The organism is Nocardia sp. NPDC050793 (genome assembly GCF_040654065.1).
GTDB lineage: Bacteria > Actinomycetota > Actinomycetes > Mycobacteriales > Mycobacteriaceae > Nocardia.
This window is the reverse complement of record NZ_JBFAHG010000001.1, coordinates 1-21,430: the sequence shown is the minus strand read 5'-3', so window position 1 is coordinate 21,430 and position 21,430 is coordinate 1. Positions and strand designations below refer to the sequence as shown.

Here is a 21,430-nt window from a genome sequence, read left to right as displayed (position 1 = left end):
CGCGGCACCCCCATCCGCGCCGTACTCCGATCGACCCAAGCGCCCACGCTCACGACGTGATGTGCACGGTGCCAGTTGTTTTCGGCACCCGGTGCCGGGAACGGCGGGCATACTGGGGACGTGGCAGAGCAGGGGCGGGCACGCGACTTCTTCATCAGCTACTCCCCTGCGGATGGTCGGTGGGCGAGCTGGCTGGCCTGGCAGTTGGAGGCCGCCGGCTATCGAACCCTGATCCAGGCCTGGGATTTCGTGCCGGGGACGAACTTCATCGACTTCATGGATCGCGGGGTACGCGAGTCGACGGTGGTCATCGCCGTGCTGTCGGACAACTACCTGAACTCGCGCTACGGAACCATGGAGTGGCAGGCCGCCTTCCGCACCGATCCCGGCAAGCTGCTGCCGGTGCGCATCGCCGACTGCGCGCTGGAGGGACTGCTCGCCACCCTCACCTACCTGGACCTGTTGAACGTCAGGACGGCCGAGGAGGCGCGCCGGACGCTGCTGGATCGGGTGGCGGAAATGCTCGCGGGCCGGGCCAAGCCGCGAATCGAGCCCGGTTTCCCGCACGACGGACACGCGGCACTGCCCGTGTTCGCCGACGAGGAGCACGGCGGCACGGTCGAATCCGCGCTCGGCCGCCGGACTCCCGTTGCGGCCCCGCCCTTTCCCGGTGGTGCGCGGGAGGAACACCGCGAGGGCGTCAGCGTGCTGCACGTGGCGGGCCCGCGCTTCGGCCGCGGCCTGTTCGGTCGCGACGAACCGGCCACCGCGCGGGAACTCCAGTCCAGGATCTGGGCGAACGTGACGCACCTCGTCGACCGCGGCGCGCCGCGACCGGACCTGATCGTGGTGAGCGGCGATCTGACCGAATCCGGGCGGCCGCGCGAGGTGGACGAGGCGCTGTCGTTCCTCACGGGGCTGCGGGTGCTGCTCGGCTTGGAACCCGACCGGCTGATCGTGGTGCCCGGCAACCACGACGTGTCGAAGGTGGCTTGTCACGCCTACTTCCTGAATTGCGAGGCGCGCGAACGCACACCGCAGCCGCCGTACTTCCCCAAGCTCGAGCAGTTCGCGCGCCTGTTCGGCGAGCTGTACCAGGGGCTGGACCACCTGGTGTTCGACGTCGGGCAGCCGTGGACGCTGTTCCCGATTCCCGAACTGCGGGTGGTGGTCGCGGGTCTGAACTCGACCATGGCCGCGACCCACCGCGCCGAGGACGACCACGGCAGCATCGGCGAACCTCAGGCCGCCTGGTTCGCCGAACGACTGCGCGCCTTCGAGGAACTGGGCTGGCTGCGGGTCGGCGTGCTGCGGCACGATCCGGTGCCCGGCTCCGCGGCGGCCCCGCACGATCCGGCGCTGCTGCGCGATGCCGAGACGCTGTCCCGGCTGCTCGGCAACCGGTTGCATCTGCTGCTGCACGGCCCTGGCCCCGGCGGGCGGCACCTGGATCGGCTCGGCGGTGTGCTTCCGGTACTGCCCGCCGCCGCGCCGGGCCGCGACGAGATCGTGCACATCACCGCCGAGGGCCTGGCGCGCTACAGCGCTCAGGACGCGACGCCCGGCGAGCCGGGAGCGCGGCTGGAACACACGTGGATTCACTCGGCCGCGGCGCTGTCCACCTCCGCGGCGGCGGAACTGGCCGTCGAGGAACAGGAGGCGCTGGCGCCCGCCGCCGACGCGCCCGCGATCGTCGACCCGCACCGCAGGCTGCTCGACCGCGTCGCCGAGGTGTGCGACACGCGGTATCCGGGCGCGCGGATCCGCCGTGTCGAGGTGGATCCGCCGCACCTGTTCATCACCCACCAGCGCGACGAGGTGGTGGCGCAGTGGCGGGTCGGCGTGCACGTCGGCGATATGACGAGGCAGGTGATCGAGGACTTCCTCGGCCATGATCCGGAATACGGTTCGGAGCTGGTCTACCGGGGTGTCGCGCCGCCGCGCTCGCTGCGCGAGGAAGCCGCGAGCCACGGTCTTCGGGTGCGCAGTTTCACCGAGTTCCAGGGCCTGCTCGACCTGGACGGCTACCTCACCGCACAGGCCGCCGCGCTCCGTTCGGACCGCAGGTATCCGCCCGAACTCTATGTGCCGCAACGTTTTCGGGTGCTCGAGCACGGCGATCAGCTGATCCGCGACGACCTGGTCGGCGAACTGCTCCGCATGGCGAGCGCCGATCACGGCCGATTCGTGCTGCTGCTCGGCGATTTCGGGCGCGGCAAGACGTTCGCGCTGCGGGAACTGGCCCGCCGCATCACCGAGACCAAGCCCGCGCTGGTGCCGATCCTCATCGAACTGCGCACCCTCGACAAGACCCACTCGGTGGACGGGCTGGTCGCGGCCCACCTGGCGAACCACGGCGAGGACCGCATCGACCTGAAGGCGCTGCGCTACATGCTGCGCGAGGGCCGGGTGGTGCTGCTGTTCGACGGCTTCGACGAGCTCGTCACCCGCATCAGCTACGAATTCGCCGCCGACCACCTGGAGACGCTGCTGCAGGCGGCGGTCGGCAAGGCGAAGATCATCGTGGCCAGCCGCACCCAGCATTTCGAGTCGCGCGCCCAGGTGCTGACCGCACTCGGCGAGCGGGTGGGTCTGCTGCACGACCGGCGCATCGTGAGCATCGAGGACTTCGCCCCCGCGCAGATCAGGGCCTTTCTCACCAACCGGTACGGCGGCGACGCGCGCCGCGCCGACGCCAGGATGCGCTTGATCACCGGCATCGAAGACCTGCTCGGCCTGGCCCAGAATCCGCGCATGCTCAGCTTCATCGCCGATCTGAACGAGCGCCGCCTGCGCGCCGCCGCGGGCGCGAAGCAGGCGGTCGGTCCGGCCGGGCTGTACCGGGAGATCCTCGATTCCTGGCTGACCTACGAGGCCGACCGCACCGCCACCGTCGCCGGATCGCTTCCCGGGCTGCGCCTGGACGAACTGTGGCTGGCGGTCACCGCCTTCGCGCTGCGCATCTGGGACAAGGGCGAGCCCTACCTGCGGTTGGCCGAGTTGACCGAGGTGGCAAGGGATCTCGTCGAGCTGAGCGGCCCGCACCGGATGTCGGTGCAGCAGTCGACGCACGCCATCGGCTCGGGCAGCCTGCTGGTGCGTACCGAGGAGAATCTCTTCGGCTTCATCCACGCCTCGGTGACCGAATGGCTGGTGGCCAACCACGTCGCCGAGCAGTTCGCGTCCGGCGCGGTCGCGCCGCCGCAGCTCGCACAGGCGCAGCTGTCGCAGCTGTCCATCGACTTCCTGTGCGATCTTGCCGACACCCAAGCGCTGCGCGGCTGGGCTGAGGCGGTGCTGGCCGACGCGGCCTGCGACGACAACTCGCGCACCAACGCGCTGCGGGTCACCACCCGGCTGCGCACCGCGCCGACCGCCGATCTGCGCGGCGCGGCGCTGGCGGGCGAGGACCTGTCCTACCGCGACCTGCAAGGCGTGGATCTCAGCGGCGCGGACCTGACCGGCGCCCGGCTGGTGGGCGCGAATCTCACGCGCGCGGTCTTGCGCGGCGCGCGCCTGGTCGGTGCCCGTCTCGACGAGGCCGTGCTGGTCGGCGCCGATCTCACCGACGCCGATCTGACCAGGGCGCGGCTGGCCCGCACCGACCTGACCGGCGCGCGGGGAGCGGGCAGCCGCTGGGCGCGGGCCGCCCTGCTGGAGGTGATCGGCGCACCGAGCGGCACCGACCTGCGCGGCGCCGCGTGGGTGCCAGGTACCGCCGCGCAGACCGAATTCGCCCCGGCGGCCATCGGCGTACGGCACGGTTTCCACGCCAGGCACGGCAGGCTGCCGCAGCCGGTTGCCTACAGTCCCGACGGCGGCACCCTGGCGATCGGCAGCGACGACGGCGGCGTCTTGATCTGCGACACCGAGACCGGTCGGCCGCTGCGCACGCTGCAGACCCACCGCGCCCGCACCTTCGCGGTGGCGTTCACCGACTCGGTGCTCATCACCGGCTCGCACGACCGCACCGTCGGCATCTGGGACGCGATGACCGGCGAGCTGCGCCGCATTCTGCCCGGCCACCAGAACTGGCCGTGGCCGGTGCTGCTGAGCCCGGCGGGGGAGCTGCTGGTGACCGGCGACGCCGAGGGCGTGCTGCGATTGTGGTCGCTGCCCGGCGGCGAGCTGCGCCACGAATGCGTGCCCGCGTCGGGCGGGCGGGAGCTGATCTACAGCCTGGCCATGCACGACACGGTGCTGGCCGCGGCCTACCGTGACGGCGTCGTCCGGCTCTGGGATATCGAAACCGGTAGGCAGCGCGGCGAATTCGAGGGTGCGGGCGGCTCGGTGTTCCGCATCGCGTTCGATCCGTCCGGGACGTTGCTCGCGGTCGGCGGCGTGGACGGCGCGCTGACGCTGTGGGACCTGGCCACTTGCCGCCCGGTCCGCACGCTGGCAGGCCACACCGGCCGCGTCTACACCCTGGCCTTTCATCCAACCCTGCCGCTGCTGGCCAGCGGCGACACCGACGGGGGACTGCGCACCTGGGACGTCGCGACCGGAGAGGCACGGCACGCGCCCGCCGAGCACAACGCCGCCATCTACTGGCTCGCCTTCGATCCGAGCGGCGCGGTGCTCGCCTCCGGGGACAGCGCGGGGCTGGTCTGCCTGCGCGAGAGCGAGTCGGCGCAGTTGCGGCACCGGCTCACGGCGCACACCGGCTCGATCTGGCCGTTCGCGTTCCGGCCCGACGGTGCACAGCTGGCCATCACCGACGACCAGTTCACCACTCGGCTGTGGGATCCGGCGACCGGCGTGTGCCGCCATACCCTCACCGGGCACGGCCGCCAGGTCACCTCGGTGAGCTTCAGCTGCGGTGGCGACCTGCTCGCTGCCTGCGGCAACGACGGCCTGGTGCGACTGTGGGACCCGTTGTCCGGCAGGATGGTTCGCCGTCTGGTCGGCAGCGACGACCGGCTGCTCACCTTCGAGTCGGCGGTGTTCAGCTCGGCGCACCCGCGCCAGCTCGCCACCGTCGGCAACGACGGGCGGCTGAGCCTGTTCAATCTCGACGCCGACAGCTTCGAACGGCACATCACCGTGGAAGCTGCGCCGATCTGGGCGATCGCCTTCGATCCGACCGGTGATTTCCTGGCCACCGCCAACGACGACGACACCGTGATCGTCTGGGTTCGATCCACCGGCGCGCTCCACGCGGTCTGCGCCGAACACCGCGGGCGGGTGCGCTCCATCGCGTTCGATGCCGACGGCACCCTGATGGCGACGGGCTGCGACGACTCGGTGGTGCGGCTCTGGGAGGTGTCGTCCGGGCGATTCGTGCGGGCGCTGCGCGGCCACGGCGACCGGGTCTACTCGGTGGCCTTCCACGGCGACCGGCTGGCCAGCGCGTCCTGGGACGCCACGGCGCGCATCTGGGACGTCGAATCAGGAGACTGCCTGCACGAGCTGACCAGGCACACCGGCAGGCTGTGGACCTCGGCCATCGACCCGCACACCGGCACGCTGGCCACGGCGGGCGACGACCTGGTGATTCGCCTGTGGGACATGGCGACCGGGCGACACCTGCACACCATGGAGGGGCACAAGCGGCGAGTATGGTCGCTGGCCTTCGACCCGGCGGGCAGGCGGCTGGCCAGTGGCGGTGACGACGGCAACGCGATCCTGTGGACCCTCCCGAACGGACGCGACACCGCGCCCACCGTGCGCGCGATGCTGCTCGGCCTGCCCGAGGGCTGGGCCGCGCTCACCCCGGACGGGCGCTACAAGTTCGAGGGCAATATCGCCGGACAGTTCTGGCACGTCATCGGCATGACCCGCTTCGAGTCCGGCGAGCTGGACCCCTACCTGCCCGAGGTCGAGCAGATCCCGGTGGACGCGCCGCTGTTGGGGTCGCCGAATCGCGAAATGAGAGACCATTAGAGTTCCTCTCGCAACGTCGCAACGAGGAGTATGGATGGCCGCCGAAACGCCCATGACAGGAACCGCCGAACTGGCCGCGCTGCAGACCGGCGGGTGCACCACCGAGCAGGCGTGGGCGCTGTTCGACCGTCTGCCGGGCATTCGGGTCGCCGAGGTGACGACCGGACGCTGGCGCGGCGAGGAACTGGACACCGGTCACCCGTTCGACGGCATGCTCGCCGCGTCCGGCTGGTATGGCAAGCAATTCGACGGGCCCGACACCGTGCACCCGCTGCTGTTCGCGGACGCAGGCGGGGTGGTGTTCCCCGTCGACCCGCGCCGGGTGCCGCTGAGTCTGGCGGGCAAGGTGCCGCTGTCCGGTGTGCGGATGTTGCGCTCGATGCTGCCGGTGCTCGGTCCCGTGCTGCGCGCCCGCGACCACACCGCCCGGCTGCGCGACGTCGAATTCCGCGGCGAGGTGAGCGCGGCGATGGCCTACGACCACCTGCCGATCATCGACCACTTCCGCCGCGTCGACGCGCACACGTTGTTCGGGGTGATGGATCTGCGCGGCATGACCGAGCCGTACTTCTTCGTCCTGCGCCGATAGGCCGCGCGCACGGCATACCATCGGACTCGTCGCCCGAGAGGTCGATCGCCGTGCGAGGGGAGACCGTCGATGGAACGAACGACCTGTCTGGTGGTCGGTGGTGGGCCCGCGGGCATGGTGCTCGGCCTGCTGCTCGCCCGCGCCGGTGTCGAGGTCACCGTGCTGGAGAAACACGGCGACTTCCTGCGCGATTTCCGCGGTGACACCGTGCACCCCACCACCCTGGACCTGCTCGACGAACTCGGCCTCGGCGAGGAGTTCGCGAAACTGCCCGCGCGGCGGCTGGAATCGGTGCAGTTGCCGGTCGGCGGCTCGTTGCAGACCCTGGCGACGCTGAACACCCTTCCCGGCAAACACAAATACATCGCGATGGTGCCGCAGTGGGACCTGCTCGATCTGCTCGCCCGCGCCGCCGATCGCGAACCGGGCTTCCGGCTGCGGAGGAACACCGAGGCCACCGGCCTGGTCCACACCGATGGCCGGGTGGCGGGTGTGCGGTACCGGACCACCGAGGGTGGCGCCGGTGCGATCGAGGCCGCGCTCACCGTCGCCTGCGATGGACGCGATTCGGTGCTCAGGACCGCCGCCGGGCTGCGCACGCGCCGCTGGCCGACGCCGATGGACGTGTGGTGGTTTCGCCTGCCGCGCACCGGGATCGATCCCGCGGGCGCGATTCCGCTCGTCACCCCCCGCCGCGCTGCCGTCATGCTCGATCGCGGCGACTACTGGCAGTGCGCAACCCTCATCGCCAAAGGCAGTGACGCCGAGGCCAGGCGCGGACCTGTTGGGGCGATCCTGCGCGACATGGCCGAGGCCGCACCGTGGCTGGCCGACCGCGTCGACGCGCTGCGCGGCTGGGACGAGGTCAAGCTCCTCGACGTGCAGCTGGACCGACTGGAACGCTGGTACATCGACGGGCTGCTGTGCCTCGGCGACGCCGCGCACGCCATGTCCCCGGCCGGTGGAGTCGGCATCAACCTCGCCGTACAGGACGCCGTGGCGGCCGCGAGAATCCTGGCCGCACCGCTCCTTTCCGGACGGGTGCGGGTCAGGGACCTGGCCAGGGTGCAGCGCCGCCGCTGGTTACCGACCGTCGTCACGCAGGGCATGCAGCGGTCGCTGCACGCCTGGGCCATCGGGCCCGCGCTCTCGGGTCGGGTGGACCTCTCGCACGCCGGGAACGCGCCGTGGCCACTGCGGGTGCTGCGGCGCGTCCCGGTGTTGCGCGGCGTTCCGGCCTTCCTGATCGCTCGCGGGGTATTGCCCGAGCACGCACCGGATTTCGCGCGGCGGACGCGCTGAAGGCTCCTCCTCCGCCTTGCCAGGCGACGATCCGAGCCACGGATGCATCCGGCCGGACTTCGAGACGGGGCCTAGACGAGCAACGAATCCGGGTCGTCGCGGTGGATCGGTAGCCGCGCGACCCAGCCCGCGACCACGGCGAGTCCGGTCTCTCTATGCACGGCCAGGAAGCCGAACGGCCGATCGAAGACGACGTCGACCTCGGTGACCAGGTGGTCGCCCGGCAACGGCATGCTCACCGCCCTGGCGGATATGGCGGTGACGGCCGCGGCTTCGAAACCCTCGCTGGTGAAGCGCGCCAGCACGTCCTGTGCGCCCTGGGCGATCGCCAGCTCCTCCGGCGAGATCGCCGGGAAGTGGCCGTGGTCGCTGGTCATGGCCGTGCTGAGGCCGAACAGTTCGGGCGTGGCGCACAGGTCGTGCGACGAGCGGATCTCGAAGGGCGGCAGGCGGATGTCGAGCCGGTCGCCGGGCCGCGGCGAGCGGTATTGCGAGACTCGCAGCCCGGGTCCGCTGGTTTGCGCGTCCAGGACGCTGCGGACAGGCGTCTTTCCGGTGAGGGCCGCGAGGCCGGTGGCGAGCACCGCGTCCGGTTCGGAGGATCCGAGGAGAAGGTGCACGTCCAGGTCGGCGGTTCCGGTGACCACCACCCGCGTCACGGGGTCCGGGCCATCCAGGAGGGCGACCGCGGTGAGGTCACCGGTCGATCGTGCCAGGCCGCGCCCCTTGATGCCCTGCCACGGCCCGGATTCGGGGCACAGCACGGTTTCATCGAATGGTTCGCGCCACCGAGTCTTGGCGACCAGTGCGGTCGCCAGCACCACGAGGGTGTCGGGCGTGAGGCGCAAGGGGAATCGTTCGATCAGCCCGCCGGTCCCGCGGGCGGCCCAGGCGTCGAGCGCGTCCTGCCCGGTCAGCCGGCCGATCATCTCCGGCGGCATGGTGTCGGTCCATTCGCGGCGCAGCGGAAGCGTCTCGGCGAACCACGTGCCGAGCACCGCGGACACGTCGTTTGACTCGGCCATGATCCGCGTCAGCTCCAGCGCGGCACCGTGCGCCGCCTCGGCGGGCAGTCCGATGGCGGCTTCCAGCTCGTCCCGGGCTGGTCCCGATGCGGCTCCGGCGAGCAAGGCGAGCAGCGGCCAGAGCCCGGCGCCGGAGACGACGAAATCGTCCTCGCCCGCCGCGGCCACCCACCGCGCGGTCAGATCGTTGACGGCAGCTGTTCGCGTGTCGACTGTGCTCCCCACGTCGCCACGATAGCCGCGACCGGCAGGGGTCAGGCGGGCTTGGCCAGACCGGACAGCACGCGGATGGCGTCGGTCAGCGAGATCGGGTGATCGTGCTCGATCGCGGCGAGCCCGGTCTCCAGCAGCTGGCGCATCAACATGGACTGGGTGATACCGCGATCGGTGGCCGCGGCCTTGATCCGCGCGTCCAGCTCGGTCGGCATCTTGAGCGACCGCGACACCATGATGCCCTCGGGGCCGGGGGTCGGCGGCAGTTCGACCGCAGCGTCGCTGTATTCCAGACGCGCGGCGAGAGCGGCCATCTCTTCGGGGGTGTCTGGCCATTCGGTGCTGCTCATCGCGTCTTCTCCCACTTGCTGAATTCCTGGAGTCGATCCGGTGTCATCGGCTGGGCCGCGACGATCTGATGATCGGAGCCGTCCAGCGCTCGCAGGGTGACGATCAACGGTCGCCCGTCATCGGTGCGGCCCCAGATCGTCAGCGCCGATACCCCGGTGATCGGGTCGACGCCACGGCGCGGCCAGCGACGGTCGGCGTAGAGCACCTCGATCACCTCGTGACGCTCGATCCCGGCCAACGCCAGGACCGCCGAGATGCCGTACCACCACTCGTAGGCCACCACCCGATCCTACCCGCCGGGTACCACCCGCGTGGTACCTCGAGCTGCGCGGCAAGATCTGGTTGAGTGCGTCGACGAACGGCCCACGGGCGGAGGGGAATCCGGTTCGTTCCCGGCGGTGTGTTTCCCGGTGTATGGGCAGGCCGAGTCAGGCGTGGTCCGGACGCAGGATGATCGTGCCGAACGCGGCGCGCTGCTCCAGCAGTTCGTGGGCACGGGCTGCCTGGTCGAGGGGCAGCGTCACATCGAGGAGAGGTTCGAGCGTTCCGGCTGCGACTTCGGCGAGGACCGCCGCGCGGTAGCCCGCCACCTTGCCGAGCCACGCGGGGCCCGCGCAACCGATCAAGGTCAGTCCGCGGGTGATGACGTCGATCGCGGTGATCGGCGCGGGAGCGCCGGAGAGGAAGCCATAACCGAGCATGCGCCCGCGCAGCGGAGTCATGAGGTCGAGCAGCTTCGGTGTCGCGGCTCCGCCGATCGCGTCGAACACGACGTCCAGCGTGGCGCCGTCGAGCACGGCGCGGAGGCGGTCGGTCCACTCCGGATCGTTGTGGTCGATCACCTCGGTGGCCCCGAGCTCACGAGCTCGTGCGGCCTTGGCCGGACCGCCCGCCGTCGCGACGACGCGCGCACCGCGACGGGTCGCGTACTGGGTGAGGTAAGCGCCGACACCGGTCGCGGCCGCTTCGATCAGCACGGTCTCGTCCGAGGTGGGCGCTGCCGTGTCGATCAGGGCGGCGGCGACCGAACCTCCCATCAGGACCGCGGCGGCGACGGCGGTGTCCACACCGTCCGGGATGGGCGTCGCCTGCGTGACATCCGCGACCGCGAAGTCGGCGTAGGCGCCGGAACCGTTGGTGGCCACCACGACTCGACGTCCGACCAGACCGGGATCGACGCCGGCCCCGGTCTCGGCGACGACACCGGCGGCCTGAAAACCGAACACAAGCGGCGGCTCGGCGGGCGTCGGAAAACTGCCCGCGCGGATCGCGACCTCCGGATAGAGCACCGGGATCGCCTCCGCCCGGACGACCAGTTCGCCCGCCCCCGGACTCGGCTGCGCCATCTCCCGCGCAACCAGCACCTCGGGCCCGCCTACACCTGTCATTACGATTGCCCGCATCGAGAACTCCATAAGTTGACTGATGGTCCAGATATCTCGCCACGACGATATGGACCGTCGGTCAACTTTGTCAATGACCGAAGGCGGTGACATGTCCGAGGGGCGCACGCGAGAACGGGCCGACGCCGCCCGCAACCGGCGCGCGATCCTGGACGCGACCAGGACACTGCTCGCCGAGTACGGGGCCGAGGGCGTCACCATGGATCGCGTTGCGGCCGCGGCAGGGGTGGGCAAAGGCACCATCTTCCATCGCTTCGGCAGCCGGGCCGGGCTGCTGCACGAGTTGGTCGCCGAACCCGCGGTCGCCCTGATGGAGGCCGTCTCCAGCGGTCCGCCGCCACTGGGGCCGGGCGCGCCCGCCGCCGAGCGTCTGTCGGCCTACTTCGCGGCGATGACGGACCTGGTGATCGACAACGTCGAACTGGTCGTGGCCTACAACGCGGTGCCGCCGCACCCGAGACGCGAAGAGTTCCACAGGTTCTGGGCCGCGCACATCACCGCGATGCTCGCGGAGGCGCGTCCGGACCTGGACGCCGAAGCGGTCGGCGCGCTGCTGCTCGCTCCGTTGGGCGGTGAGCTGGCGTCCCGGATGGTGCGCGCCGGGGAGTCGGATCGCTTGCGCGCCGCGATGCGCGATCTGGTCGCGTCGGTGCTGCGAGCGCCTGGGCCCGGGTAACGCGGCGGCTCGTCAGTCGCGCGCGAGGATGGCCTCGAAGCGTTCGTCGGCGCGATCGAGCTGGCCGAGGATGTGCTGCTTGACGTGGTCGGCGAGGGGCGTGTCCGGCCTGCTCACCAAATCGCGGTACACGTCGGTGAGGGGGCTGTACTTCACGGCCAGCTTGCGCATGATCGGCCCGTCGGCGTAGAGGATGCCCACGCCGTTGTCGGTGAAATCGGAGAGCTTGACGACCCGCGCCCACGGTGCGCGATCCAGGGTCGTCGCGACGTGATCGCGGTACTGCTCGTGGCTGTCGCGCTCGGGGTCGGGCTCGGGGACGGTGACGGCGGCGACGAGCTCGGCGACCCGGCCGCCGAAGCGCTCGGACAGTTCGGTGAGCGCGGCGTCGGTGCGGGAGCCCGTGCGCGTTCCGGCCAGCTCGGCCGGGTGGTCTTCCACGGAATCGTGCAGCAAGCCGGCCGCCACCACGTCGGTGTCGCGCACCTCGTAGTGGCTGACGATCCGGATCGCCACGCGCAGTAGATGATTCAGATAGGGCTCGCGGCCGTAGCGGTCGTCGCGGTGCAATTCGGAGGCCAGATCCAGCGCCTCGGTCAGGCGATCGCCGTCCGGCAGTTCCGCGATCTCGAGCAGCAGTCGATCGCGCAGTCCCGCCTCGCCGTAGACCTCGCTGATCGTGTGCAGCGGCATCACGGCCAAGACTCCCGCCCCAGGATTGCTCATACCGCCAATCTATCGGGCCGATCGGCCGCGCGCAGTGCCCTGTGACACTTGTTCATCTGATGGACCGGAGTGATTCTCGCGCGCGAATCGGTCTCAGTTGTTTTCTGCGGATGACGAATGCGCTTCGCCGCCAATCGTTTTCGAATCGGACGCCACGTCGTGTTGCCGGGCTGGGCTCAGCGCACGTTGCGTGGCCGGAACTGGACGCTGATCCGAGGGCCGACCGGCTTGCGCGTCTTGGGCACCGCGTGCTCCCAGGTGCGCTGGCAGGAGCCGCCCATGACCAGCAGATCGCCGTGACCGGCCTGGTGGCGGATGCTCGCCCCGCCCCGGCGCGGACGCAGCAGCAGGGCGCGCGGTGCGCCGAGAGACAGGATCGCGACCATGGTGTCGTGCGTCGCCCCGCGGCCGAAGGTGTCGCCGTGCCAGGCGACGCTGTCGCGCCCGTCGCGGTAGTAGCACAGGCCCGCCGTGCGGAACGGTTCGCCGAGTTCGGCAGCGTAATGGCGGCTCAGCGCGTCGCGCGCCTCGTCCAGGATGGGATCCGGCAGCTCCGCCTGTTCGTCGTAGAAATGCAAAAGCCTGGGGACGTCGACCACGCGGTCGTACATCGGCCTGCGCTCGGCCTGCCACGGGACCTCCCGCGCCAACCGGTCGAACAGTGCGTCGGCTCCGCTGAGCCATCCGGGCCGGACGTCGACCCACGCGCCGTCCGACAGCGACATGCGCTGCGTGCCATCGAGCGAGCCGAGGCGCATATCCCCGAACCCGTCGAACAGCGAACCCTGCAGCCAAGCGGTCACCCGGCCGACACTACCTCCATTCGAACATATGTGCACACACCTGCGGCCGAAAATGTCGCGCGCGATCACGGCCGCGGAATCGCCAGCGAGTCCACGCCGAGCGGACGTTCGATACCCCCGGGCAGCAGGCTTCTTCGGCGAGCTCTCGATCACCGCCTCCGTATTCGATCGATGAAACACCGGCGTGCGCAGTACCCTGCCCTCGAAACCGCGGGGGATCAAAGGGGCCCGTCGCCGCATCACAACGGGTGATGCGTGGCACCGCTCACAGCTCGTTCGTGGGACAGCTCACAGGCCGATATGCCTGGTGAAAGCGGTGTCGAAGGCGCTGTTACGCTGCTAGCCGTAAAGACATCCTTTAACGGACCGTCCGGTGAGGCGGGGAAGGAGGTCGGCATGGCCGTGCCCGGAGATCGGGCCGCCAAGTCCGGCGCTGCCGAGACGACGCAATCTCAGCGGCACACACCCGAATGGGTGGCGGCGGGGCGGGAGCTGTTGTCGGCTTCCGACGTCGGCCGGACCATCGCGCGCATCGCGCACCAGATCATCGAGAAGACCGCGCTGGACTCCGACGAGGCCGGCTCGCCGCGCGTGGTGCTGATCGGCATCCCGACCCGCGGCACCACCCTGGCCGCGCGGCTGACCGACAAGATCGAGGAATTCTCCGGCGTCCGCCCGGCTCTCGGCTCGCTCGACATCACCCTCTATCGCGACGACCTGCGCAGTCGCCCGCACCGCCCGCTGGAGCGGACCTCGGTGCCCGACGGCGGTATCGAGGACGCGCTCGTGGTGCTCGTCGACGACGTGCTGTTCTCCGGCCGCACCGTGCGCTCGGCGCTGGACGGGCTGCGCGACCTCGGCCGCCCGCGCGCGGTGCAGCTGGCCGTGCTGATCGACCGGGGCCACCGCGAACTACCGATCCGCGCCGACTTCGTCGGCAAGAACGTGCCCACCTCGCGGGCGGAGGACATCTCGGTGCTGCTCACCGAACACGACGGCCGGGACGGGGTCTATCTGCACCAGGAGGCCGAGGCGTGAGACACCTGCTGAGCGTCACCGATCTGGACCGCGTCGCCGCGACCGAGTTGCTCGACGAAGCCGAGCGCTTCGAGCAGGCGCTGCTCGGTCGCGAGGTGCACAAGCTGCCTACCCTGCGCGGCCGCACCATCATGACGGTGTTCTACGAGAACTCCACCCGCACCCGGGTGTCCTTCGAGGTCGCCGGGAAGTGGATGAGCGCCGACGTGATCAACGTCAGCGCGAGCAGCTCGTCGGTGTCGAAGGGCGAATCGCTGCGCGACACGGCACTGACCCTGCACGCCGCGGGCGCGGACGCGCTCATCGTGCGCCACCCCGCCTCCGGCGCCGCGCACCAGATCGCGCACTGGATGGACGGATGGGCCCGCGCCGAGGGCCGGGCCTACGGTCCCGCGATCGTCAACGCGGGCGACGGCATGCACGAACACCCGACCCAAGCGCTGCTCGACGCGCTGACGCTGCGCCAGCGGCTCGGCGACATCGAAGGCAAGCGGGTCGTGATCGTCGGCGACATCCTGCACAGCCGGGTGGCGCGCTCGAACGTCTTCCTGCTGAACACTCTTGGCGCCGAGGTGGTGCTGGTCGCGCCGCGCACGCTGCTGCCGATCGGCGTCGAAGCCTGGCCCGCCCGGGTCTCGCACCACCTGGACGCCGAACTGCCCGGCGCCGACGCCGTGCTCATGCTGCGCGTGCAGGCCGAGCGCATGAACGGCGGTTTCTTCCCTTCGGCGCGCGAGTACTCGGTGCGCTACGGGCTGTCCGAGCGCAGGCTCGCACTGCTCCCCGAGCATGCGGTGGTCATGCACCCCGGCCCGATGCTGCGCGGCATGGAAATCGCCTCCGCCGTCGCGGACTCGCCGAAGGCCGCGATCCTGCAGCAGGTCACCAACGGCGTGCACCTGCGCATGGCAGTGCTCTTCCGGCTGCTGGTCGGCGCGCAGGAGGCGGTGGCATGAACGGCAACGACGAGCGGAAGGTGACGCGATGACTGGGCTGTTGATCAAGGGGGCCTTGATCTACGGCGAGGGCGAGCCGGTCGACGTTTTCGTCGCCGACGGCGAGATCCGGCAGATCAGCACCGATCTCGGCATCGTGGACGCCGAGATCATCGAGGCGCACGGTCAGATCCTGCTGCCCGGCTTCGTCGACCTGCACACCCACCTGCGCGAACCGGGCCGCGAGGACACCGAGACCATCGAAACCGGCTCGGCCGCCGCCGCGCTCGGCGGCTACACCGCCGTGTTCGCCATGGCCAACACCAACCCGGTCGCCGACTCGGTGGTCGTCACCGACCACGTCTGGCGGCGCGGTCAGGAGGTCGGCCTCGTCGACGTGTTCCCGGTGGGCGCGGTGACGGTCGGCCTGGAGGGCAAGCAGCTCGCGGAGATGGGCACCATGGCCGCCGGAGTCGGCGCGGTGCGCGTGTTCTCCGACGACGGACACTGCGTCTACGACCCGCTGATCATGCGCCGCGCGCTGGAGTACTCGAACTCGCTCGGCGTGCTCATCGCCCAGCACGCGGAGGAGCCGCGGCTGACCAAGGGCGCGGTCGCGCACGAGGGCCCCACCGCGGCCCGTCTCGGGCTTGCGGGCTGGCCGCGCGCCGCCGAGGAATCGATCGTGGCCCGTGACGCGCTGCTCGCCAGGGACGCGGGCGCGCGCGTGCACATCTGCCACGCGTCCACGGCAGGCACCGTCGAACTGGTGAAATGGGCGAAATCCCAGGGCATTTCGATCACCGCCGAGGTTACGCCGCACCACCTGCTGCTGGACGACTCGCGGCTGGAGACCTACGACGCGGTCAACAAGGTCAACCCGCCGCTGCGCGAGGCCTCCGACGCCGCGGCGCTGCGGCAGGCGCTCGCCGATGGCGTGATCGACTGCGTGGCCACCGACCACGCCCCGCACGCCGAACAGGACAAATGCTGCGAATTCGCCGCGGCCCGTCCCGGTATGCTCGGGCTGGAGACCGCGCTGTCGATCATCGTGCAGACGATGGTGCGTCCGGGGCTGCTGGACTGGCGCGGCGTGGCCCGTGTGATGAGCGAGCGTCCCGCGCAGATCGTCGGACTCGACGACCACGGCCGTCCTCTGGAGGTGGGCGAGCCCGCGAACCTCACCCTGGTCGATCCCGACGCCACCTGGACGGTGCGCGCCGCAGAGCTGGCCAGTATCTCGAACAACACGCCGTTCGAGGCGATGACCTTCCCGGCCAAGGTGACGACGACGTTGCTGCGCGGCCGGGTGACCGCCCGCGACGGCAAGGCGGTCGGCTTCGGCACAGGAGGTCCCTAGTGGAGAGAATGCTGTGGGTGGTCGGGCTGTTCGCGCTGTTCGCGCTCGGCATCTGGCTGATGTACCTGGGCTGGCGCAACCGCGCGGCGCGTCAGCAGGCGCGAATCGGTGAACTGCCGCCGGTGCCCGCGGAGCTCGGCGCGCAGGTGCTGGAACCGACCACCGGGCTGTACCTCGGCAGCACCGTCGCGCCCAGCTGGCAGGACCGGATCGCGGTGGGCGATCTGGGTTTCCGCGCCACGGCGGAGCTCACGCGGTTCGAGCGGGGGATTCTGCTGGAGCGCGACGGGGCGACGGTGATCTGGATTCCGCAGGAATCCATCACGGCGGTGCGCACCGAACGCGGCCACGCGGGCAAAGTGATGACGGAAGATGGTGTGCTGGTAATTCGCTGGAAGCTGCCGACCGGAACCGAGATAGACACCGGTTTCCGAGGAGACGACAAGACGGTGTACCCGGCGTGGGCCAGGACGATGACGGGAGATGACAGAACGTGAACGAAGCGGCTGCGCTGGTGCTCGAGGACGGCCGGGTGTTCCGCGGCACCGCCTACGGCGCGGTGGGCGAGACGCTCGGCGAGGCGGTGTTCTGCACCGCGATGACCGGATACCAGGAGACCCTGACCGACCCCAGCTACCACCGCCAGATCGTGGTTGCGGCGGCACCCCAGATCGGCAACACCGGATGGAACGACGAGGACGACGAGTCCGCGAAGATCTGGGTGGCCGGCTACGTAGTGCGTGACCCCGCGCGGCGGGCGTCGAACTGGCGCGCGACCACCACGCTGCCCGACGCGATGCAGCGTCAGGACATCGTCGGCATCGCGGGCGTCGACACCCGCGCGCTGGTGCGCCACCTGCGCACCCGCGGCTCGATGAAGGCGGGCATCTTCTCCGGCCCCGCCCTCGCCGACGCCGACACGCTGCTGGCCAGGGTCAACGGCCAGCCGTCCATGCTCGGCGCCGACCTGGCCGAGGAGGTCAGCACCGACTCGGTCTACACCATCGAGCCGACCGGCGAGCGCCGCTTCACCGTCGTCGCCGTCGACCTCGGCATCAAGACCAACACCCCGCGCATGTTCGCCGAGCGCGGCATGCGCGTGCACGTGGTGCCATCGACCGTCACGCTGGACCAGATCCGCGAGCTGAAGCCCGACGGCGTCTTCCTGTCCAACGGCCCGGGCGACCCGGCCACCCAGGACGGCGCGGTCGCGATCACCCAGGGCGTGCTGGAGCAGGGACTGCCGCTGTTCGGCATCTGCTTCGGCAACCAGATCCTCGGCCGGGCGCTCGGCCGCAAGACCTACAAGATGAAGTTCGGCCACCGAGGCATCAACATCCCGGTCGTCGAGCACGAGACCGGGCGGATCTCGATCACCGCGCAGAACCACGGCTTCGCCCTGGAGGGCGAGCAGGGTGAGCAGTTCGACACCCCGTTCGGTAAGGCCGAGGTCAGCCACGTCTGCGCGAACGACGGCACCGTCGAGGGCGTGCGCCTGCTCGACGGTCGCGCGTTCTCCGTGCAGTACCACCCGGAGGCCGCCGCAGGCCCCCACGACGCCGCATACCTGTTCGACCGTTTCGCCGGTCTCATGGAAGGAGCCTGATGCCTCGCCGCGAGGATCTACACCACATCCTGGTGATCGGCTCGGGCCCGATCGTCATCGGCCAGGCCTGTGAGTTCGACTATTCCGGCACCCAGGCGTGCCGGGTGCTCAGGTCCGAGGGCCTGCGCGTATCGCTGGTGAACTCCAACCCGGCGACGATCATGACCGACCCCGAGTTCGCCGACTCCACCTACGTCGAGCCGATCACGCCGGAGTTCGTCGAGAAGGTCATCGCGAAGGAGCGTCCCGACGCCATCCTCGCCACCCTCGGCGGGCAGACCGCGCTGAACACCGCCGTCGCGCTGCACGAGCGCGGCGTGCTGGAGAAGTACAACGTCGAGCTGATCGGCGCCGACTTCGACGCCATCCAGCGCGGCGAGGACCGGCAGAAGTTCAAGGACATCGTCGCCAAGGTCGGCGGCGAGAGCGCCCGCTCGCGGGTCTGCTTCACCATGGACGAGGTGCGCGAGACGGTCGCCGAGCTCGGCTTCCCCGTCGTCGTGCGGCCCTCGTTCACGATGGGCGGCCTCGGCTCCGGCATGGCCTACAACCACGACGACCTCGACCGCATCGCGGGCGGCGGTCTGGCCGCCTCGCCGACCGCCAACGTCCTGATCGAGGAGTCCATCCTCGGCTGGAAGGAATACGAGCTCGAGCTGATGCGCGACGGCCGCGACAACGTCGTGGTGGTCTGTTCGATCGAGAACGTGGACCCGATGGGCGTGCACACCGGCGACTCGGTCACCGTCGCGCCCGCCATGACGCTCACCGACCGCGAGTACCAGAAGCTGCGCGACCTCGGCATCGCCATCCTGCGCGAGGTCGGCGTCGACACCGGCGGCTGCAACATCCAGTTCGCGGTGAACCCGCGCGACGGCCGCCTGATCGTCATCGAGATGAACCCGCGCGTCTCGCGGTCCTCGGCGCTGGCTTCCAAGGCCACCGGCTTCCCGATCGCGAAGATCGCGGCCAAGCTGGCCATCGGCTACACGCTGGACGAGATCGTCAACGACATCACCAAGGAAACCCCGGCCTGTTTCGAGCCGACCCTGGACTACGTCGTGGTCAAGGCGCCGCGGTTCGCGTTCGAGAAGTTCCCCGGCGCCGACCCGACCCTGACCACCACCATGAAGTCGGTGGGCGAGGCCATGTCGCTCGGCCGCAACTTCTCCGAGGCGCTCGGCAAGGTGCTGCGCTCGCTGGAGACCAAGGCGACCGGCTTCTGGACCATCGACGACGGCCAGTGGGCCCCGGCCGACGGTGATGTGCAGGCCGCTGTCGACCAGATCCTGGAGGATCTGCGCACGCCCACCGAGGGCCGCATCTACCAGGTCGAGCGGGCGCTGCGCTACGGCGCGAGCATCGAGGACGTGGCCGCGGCCTCCGGCATCGACCCGTGGTTCGTCGCCGAGGTCGCCGGGCTTGTCGAGCTGCGCCAGGAGATCCTCGACGCGCCCGTGCTGGACGAGCCGCTGCTGCGCCGCGCCAAGCACTACGGCTTGTCCGACTGTCAGCTCGCCGCGCTGCGGCCGGAGCTGGCGGGGGAGACCGGCGTGCGCGCGCTGCGCCACCGGCTCGGCGTGCGTCCGGTGTTCAAGACCGTCGACACCTGCGCCGCCGAGTTCGAGGCCAAGACCCCGTACCACTACTCGGCCTACGAGCTCGATCCCGCCGCGGAGTCCGAGGTGGCGCCGCAGCGCGAGCGCGAGAAGGTGATCATCCTCGGCTCCGGCCCGAACCGCATCGGTCAGGGCATCGAGTTCGACTACTCGTGCGTGCACGCGGCGCAGACGCTGTCGCAGGCCGGGTACGAGACGGTGATGGTCAACTGCAACCCGGAGACCGTCTCCACCGACTACGACACCGCCGACCGGCTCTACTTCGAGCCGCTCACCTTCGAGGACGTGCTCGAGGTCTATCACGCGGAAAGCGAGTCCGGCACCGTCGCGGGCGTCATCGTGCAGCTGGGCGGACAGACCCCGCTCGGTCTCGCGCAGCGGCTGACCGACGCGGGCGTTCCGGTCGTCGGCACCAGCGCGGCCGCCATCGACCTGGCCGAGGACCGCGGCGAGTTCGGTGAGGTGCTGGTCGCGGCCGGGTTGCCCGCGCCGAAGTACGGCACCGCCACCACGGTCGAGCAGGCGAAGAAGATCGCCGCGGGCATCGGCTACCCGGTGCTGGTGCGGCCTTCCTACGTGCTCGGCGGGCGCGGCATGGAGATCGTCTACGACGAGAAGTCTCTCGAGGGCTACATCTCCCGCGCCACCGAGCTGAACCCCGAGCACCCGGTGCTGGTCGACCGTTTCCTCGAGGACGCCATCGAGATCGACGTCGACGCGCTCTGCGACGGCGAGGAGGTCTACCTCGGCGGCGTGATGGAGCACATCGAGGAAGCCGGTATCCACTCCGGCGACTCGGCCTGCGCGCTGCCCCCGATCACCTTGGGCCGCAGCGACATCGAGGCGGTGCGCCGCTCGACGATCGCGCTGGCCAAGGGCATCGGCGTCAAGGGCCTGCTCAACGTGCAGTACGCGCTCAAGGACGACGTGCTCTACGTGCTCGAAGCCAACCCGAGGGCCAGCCGCACGGTTCCGTTCGTCTCCAAGGCCACCGCGGTGCCGCTGGCCAAGGCCTGCGCGCGAATCATGCTGGGCGCCACCATCGCCGAACTCCGCAAGGAGGGCATGCTGCCGAGCGAGGGCGACGGCGGCCACGTCGCGCTGGACGCTCCGGTCGCGGTGAAGGAAGCGGTGCTGCCGTTCCACCGGTTCCGGCGCGCCGACGGCAGCGGTGTGGATTCGCTGCTCTCCCCGGAGATGAAGTCGACCGGCGAGGTGATGGGCATCGACGCCGACTTCGGCACGGCCTTCGCCAAGAGCCAGTCCGCGGCATACGGCTCGCTGCCCACCGAGGGCACGGTCTTCGTCTCGATCGCCAACCGCGACAAGCGCGCCATGGTGTTCCCGGTGAAGCGGCTGCACGACCTGGGCTTCCGCATCCTGGCCACCGAGGGCACCGCGGAAATGTTGCGCCGCAACGGTATTCCGTGCGAGCAGGTGCGCAAGCACTCCGAGGAGGGCAAGGCCGACGAGCCGACCATCGTGGAGCAGATCCGCGACGGCGAAGTCGACATGGTGTTCAACACCCCCTACGGCAACTCGGGTCCGCGCGTGGACGGGTACGAGATCCGCACCGCCGCGGTGGGCGTGAACATCCCGTGCATCACCACGGTGCAGGGCGCGGCCGCGGCCGTGCAGGGCATCGAGGCCAGCATCAACGGCGGCATCGGCGTGCGGTCCCTGCAGGAACTGCATTCGTCGCTGCGCGGCTGAGGAATCGGCGCGGAAGTCTCGATAACGATCGGCCAAGTGGACCGGAAAGCCGAACGTGACGAACCACTTCGACAGGCCCCGCACGGAGCGAGTCTTACGAGCGACCGTTCGCGGCCGTCTCGCGTCCCGGCGATCGAAGCGCATGCGCGCAGCGCGAGTCACCAACGCCGGGACGCGAGACACCAGGG

Annotated in this window: 16 protein-coding genes; 10 read left to right on the top strand and 6 right to left on the bottom strand. The window is 70.3% G+C overall.

Translation table 11 applies throughout. The features are described from left to right. The first annotated feature begins 120 nt into the window (after positions 1 to 120). From AB0H50_RS00080 to AB0H50_RS00070, 3 genes are all read left to right on the top strand, one after another. Positions 121 to 5,883, top strand: a complete 5,763-nt coding sequence (locus AB0H50_RS00080) for a TIR domain-containing protein (RefSeq protein ID WP_357444254.1) — start codon at positions 121 to 123, stop codon at positions 5,881 to 5,883. 52 nt (positions 5,884 to 5,935) lie between these two features. Next, complete coding sequence (locus AB0H50_RS00075) at positions 5,936 to 6,472, top strand: DUF4334 domain-containing protein (protein WP_357447104.1); 537 nt, start codon at positions 5,936 to 5,938, stop codon at positions 6,470 to 6,472. A gap of 69 nt (positions 6,473 to 6,541) precedes the next feature. After that, positions 6,542 to 7,774, top strand: coding sequence for an FAD-dependent oxidoreductase (locus AB0H50_RS00070; RefSeq protein WP_357444251.1), 1,233 nt, complete (start codon positions 6,542 to 6,544; stop codon positions 7,772 to 7,774). 71 nt (positions 7,775 to 7,845) lie between these two features. Here the strand turns inward: AB0H50_RS00070 and AB0H50_RS00065 are convergent, their stop codons facing one another. The 4 genes from AB0H50_RS00065 to AB0H50_RS00050 all read right to left on the bottom strand — a co-directional run bounded on the left by AB0H50_RS00065 (position 7,846) and on the right by AB0H50_RS00050 (position 10,766). Then, on the bottom strand, positions 7,846 to 9,024 hold the full coding sequence (locus AB0H50_RS00065; protein WP_357444248.1) for a serpin family protein: 1,179 nt from the start codon (positions 9,022 to 9,024) through the stop codon (positions 7,846 to 7,848). A gap of 29 nt (positions 9,025 to 9,053) precedes the next feature. Further along, positions 9,054 to 9,362, bottom strand: a complete 309-nt coding sequence (locus AB0H50_RS00060; RefSeq protein ID WP_357444245.1) for a CopG family transcriptional regulator — start codon at positions 9,360 to 9,362, stop codon at positions 9,054 to 9,056. Next, a complete protein-coding gene (locus AB0H50_RS00055; RefSeq protein WP_357444242.1) occupies positions 9,359 to 9,643 on the bottom strand; it encodes a hypothetical protein in 285 nt (94 codons plus the stop codon). Before AB0H50_RS00055 ends, AB0H50_RS00060 begins: the two co-directional genes overlap by 4 nt. 148 nt (positions 9,644 to 9,791) lie before the next feature. After that, positions 9,792 to 10,766 carry a zinc-binding dehydrogenase gene (locus tag AB0H50_RS00050; RefSeq protein WP_357444239.1) on the bottom strand — a complete coding sequence of 325 codons (975 nt, stop codon included), beginning with the start codon at positions 10,764 to 10,766 and terminating at the stop codon, positions 9,792 to 9,794. A 91-nt stretch (positions 10,767 to 10,857) separates the two neighbouring features. On the opposite strand from AB0H50_RS00050, the gene AB0H50_RS00045 reads away from it, so the two are divergent. Continuing rightward, positions 10,858 to 11,442 (top strand): helix-turn-helix domain-containing protein, encoded by a 585-nt coding sequence (locus AB0H50_RS00045; protein ID WP_357447101.1) that lies wholly within the window; start codon positions 10,858 to 10,860, stop codon positions 11,440 to 11,442. Between the two features lie 12 nt (positions 11,443 to 11,454). Here AB0H50_RS00045 and AB0H50_RS00040 read toward each other — a convergent pair whose 3' ends face one another. Further along, a complete protein-coding gene (locus tag AB0H50_RS00040) occupies positions 11,455 to 12,168 on the bottom strand; it encodes an HD domain-containing protein (protein WP_357444236.1) in 714 nt (237 codons plus the stop codon). A gap of 176 nt (positions 12,169 to 12,344) precedes the next feature. After that, positions 12,345 to 12,926, bottom strand: a complete 582-nt coding sequence (locus tag AB0H50_RS00035; protein WP_357447098.1) for an alpha-ketoglutarate-dependent dioxygenase AlkB — start codon at positions 12,924 to 12,926, stop codon at positions 12,345 to 12,347. 441 nt (positions 12,927 to 13,367) lie between these two features. Between AB0H50_RS00035 and pyrR the strand changes: the two genes are divergently transcribed. From pyrR to carB, 6 genes are read left to right on the top strand one after another with little or no spacing between them, the layout of a single operon-like run. After that, positions 13,368 to 14,009 carry a bifunctional pyr operon transcriptional regulator/uracil phosphoribosyltransferase PyrR gene (gene pyrR, locus AB0H50_RS00030; RefSeq protein WP_357444233.1) on the top strand — a complete coding sequence of 214 codons (642 nt, stop codon included), beginning with the start codon at positions 13,368 to 13,370 and terminating at the stop codon, positions 14,007 to 14,009. Then, positions 14,006 to 14,965 carry an aspartate carbamoyltransferase catalytic subunit gene (locus AB0H50_RS00025; RefSeq protein WP_357444230.1) on the top strand — a complete coding sequence of 320 codons (960 nt, stop codon included), beginning with the start codon at positions 14,006 to 14,008 and terminating at the stop codon, positions 14,963 to 14,965. The genes pyrR and AB0H50_RS00025 overlap by 4 nt, the downstream gene beginning before the upstream one ends. Positions 14,966 to 14,993: 28 nt before the next feature. Next, on the top strand, positions 14,994 to 16,304 hold the full coding sequence (locus tag AB0H50_RS00020; protein ID WP_357444228.1) for a dihydroorotase: 1,311 nt from the start codon (positions 14,994 to 14,996) through the stop codon (positions 16,302 to 16,304). Next, on the top strand, positions 16,304 to 16,801 hold the full coding sequence (locus tag AB0H50_RS00015) for a transporter (RefSeq protein ID WP_357444225.1): 498 nt from the start codon (positions 16,304 to 16,306) through the stop codon (positions 16,799 to 16,801). The genes AB0H50_RS00020 and AB0H50_RS00015 overlap by 1 nt, the downstream gene beginning before the upstream one ends. After that, on the top strand, positions 16,798 to 17,910 hold the full coding sequence (carA, locus tag AB0H50_RS00010) for a glutamine-hydrolyzing carbamoyl-phosphate synthase small subunit (protein WP_357444222.1): 1,113 nt from the start codon (positions 16,798 to 16,800) through the stop codon (positions 17,908 to 17,910). The genes AB0H50_RS00015 and carA overlap by 4 nt, the downstream gene beginning before the upstream one ends. Next, positions 17,910 to 21,242 carry a carbamoyl-phosphate synthase large subunit gene (gene carB, locus AB0H50_RS00005; protein ID WP_357444219.1) on the top strand — a complete coding sequence of 1,111 codons (3,333 nt, stop codon included), beginning with the start codon at positions 17,910 to 17,912 and terminating at the stop codon, positions 21,240 to 21,242. The genes carA and carB overlap by 1 nt, the downstream gene beginning before the upstream one ends. Positions 21,243 to 21,430: the final 188 nt, after the last annotated feature.

What these genes read in the sequence shown, in the direction of transcription:
- AB0H50_RS00020 (WP_357444228.1), top strand. Translation starts at nt 14,994, where the DNA reads ATGACTGGGCTGTTGATCAAGGGGGCCTTGATCTACGGCGAGGGCGAG.
- AB0H50_RS00070 (WP_357444251.1), top strand. Translation starts at nt 6,542, where the DNA reads ATGGAACGAACGACCTGTCTGGTGGTCGGTGGTGGGCCCGCGGGCATG.
- AB0H50_RS00045 (WP_357447101.1), top strand. Translation starts at nt 10,858, where the DNA reads ATGTCCGAGGGGCGCACGCGAGAACGGGCCGACGCCGCCCGCAACCGG.
- carB (WP_357444219.1), top strand. Translation starts at nt 17,910, where the DNA reads ATGCCTCGCCGCGAGGATCTACACCACATCCTGGTGATCGGCTCGGGC.
- AB0H50_RS00060 (WP_357444245.1), bottom strand. Translation starts at nt 9,362, where the DNA reads ATGAGCAGCACCGAATGGCCAGACACCCCCGAAGAGATGGCCGCTCTC.
- pyrR (WP_357444233.1), top strand. Translation starts at nt 13,368, where the DNA reads ATGGCCGTGCCCGGAGATCGGGCCGCCAAGTCCGGCGCTGCCGAGACG.
- AB0H50_RS00050 (WP_357444239.1), bottom strand. Translation starts at nt 10,766, where the DNA reads ATGCGGGCAATCGTAATGACAGGTGTAGGCGGGCCCGAGGTGCTGGTT.
- AB0H50_RS00035 (WP_357447098.1), bottom strand. Translation starts at nt 12,926, where the DNA reads ATGCGCCTCGGCTCGCTCGATGGCACGCAGCGCATGTCGCTGTCGGAC.
- AB0H50_RS00040 (WP_357444236.1), bottom strand. Translation starts at nt 12,168, where the DNA reads ATGAGCAATCCTGGGGCGGGAGTCTTGGCCGTGATGCCGCTGCACACG.
- AB0H50_RS00075 (WP_357447104.1), top strand. Translation starts at nt 5,936, where the DNA reads ATGACAGGAACCGCCGAACTGGCCGCGCTGCAGACCGGCGGGTGCACC.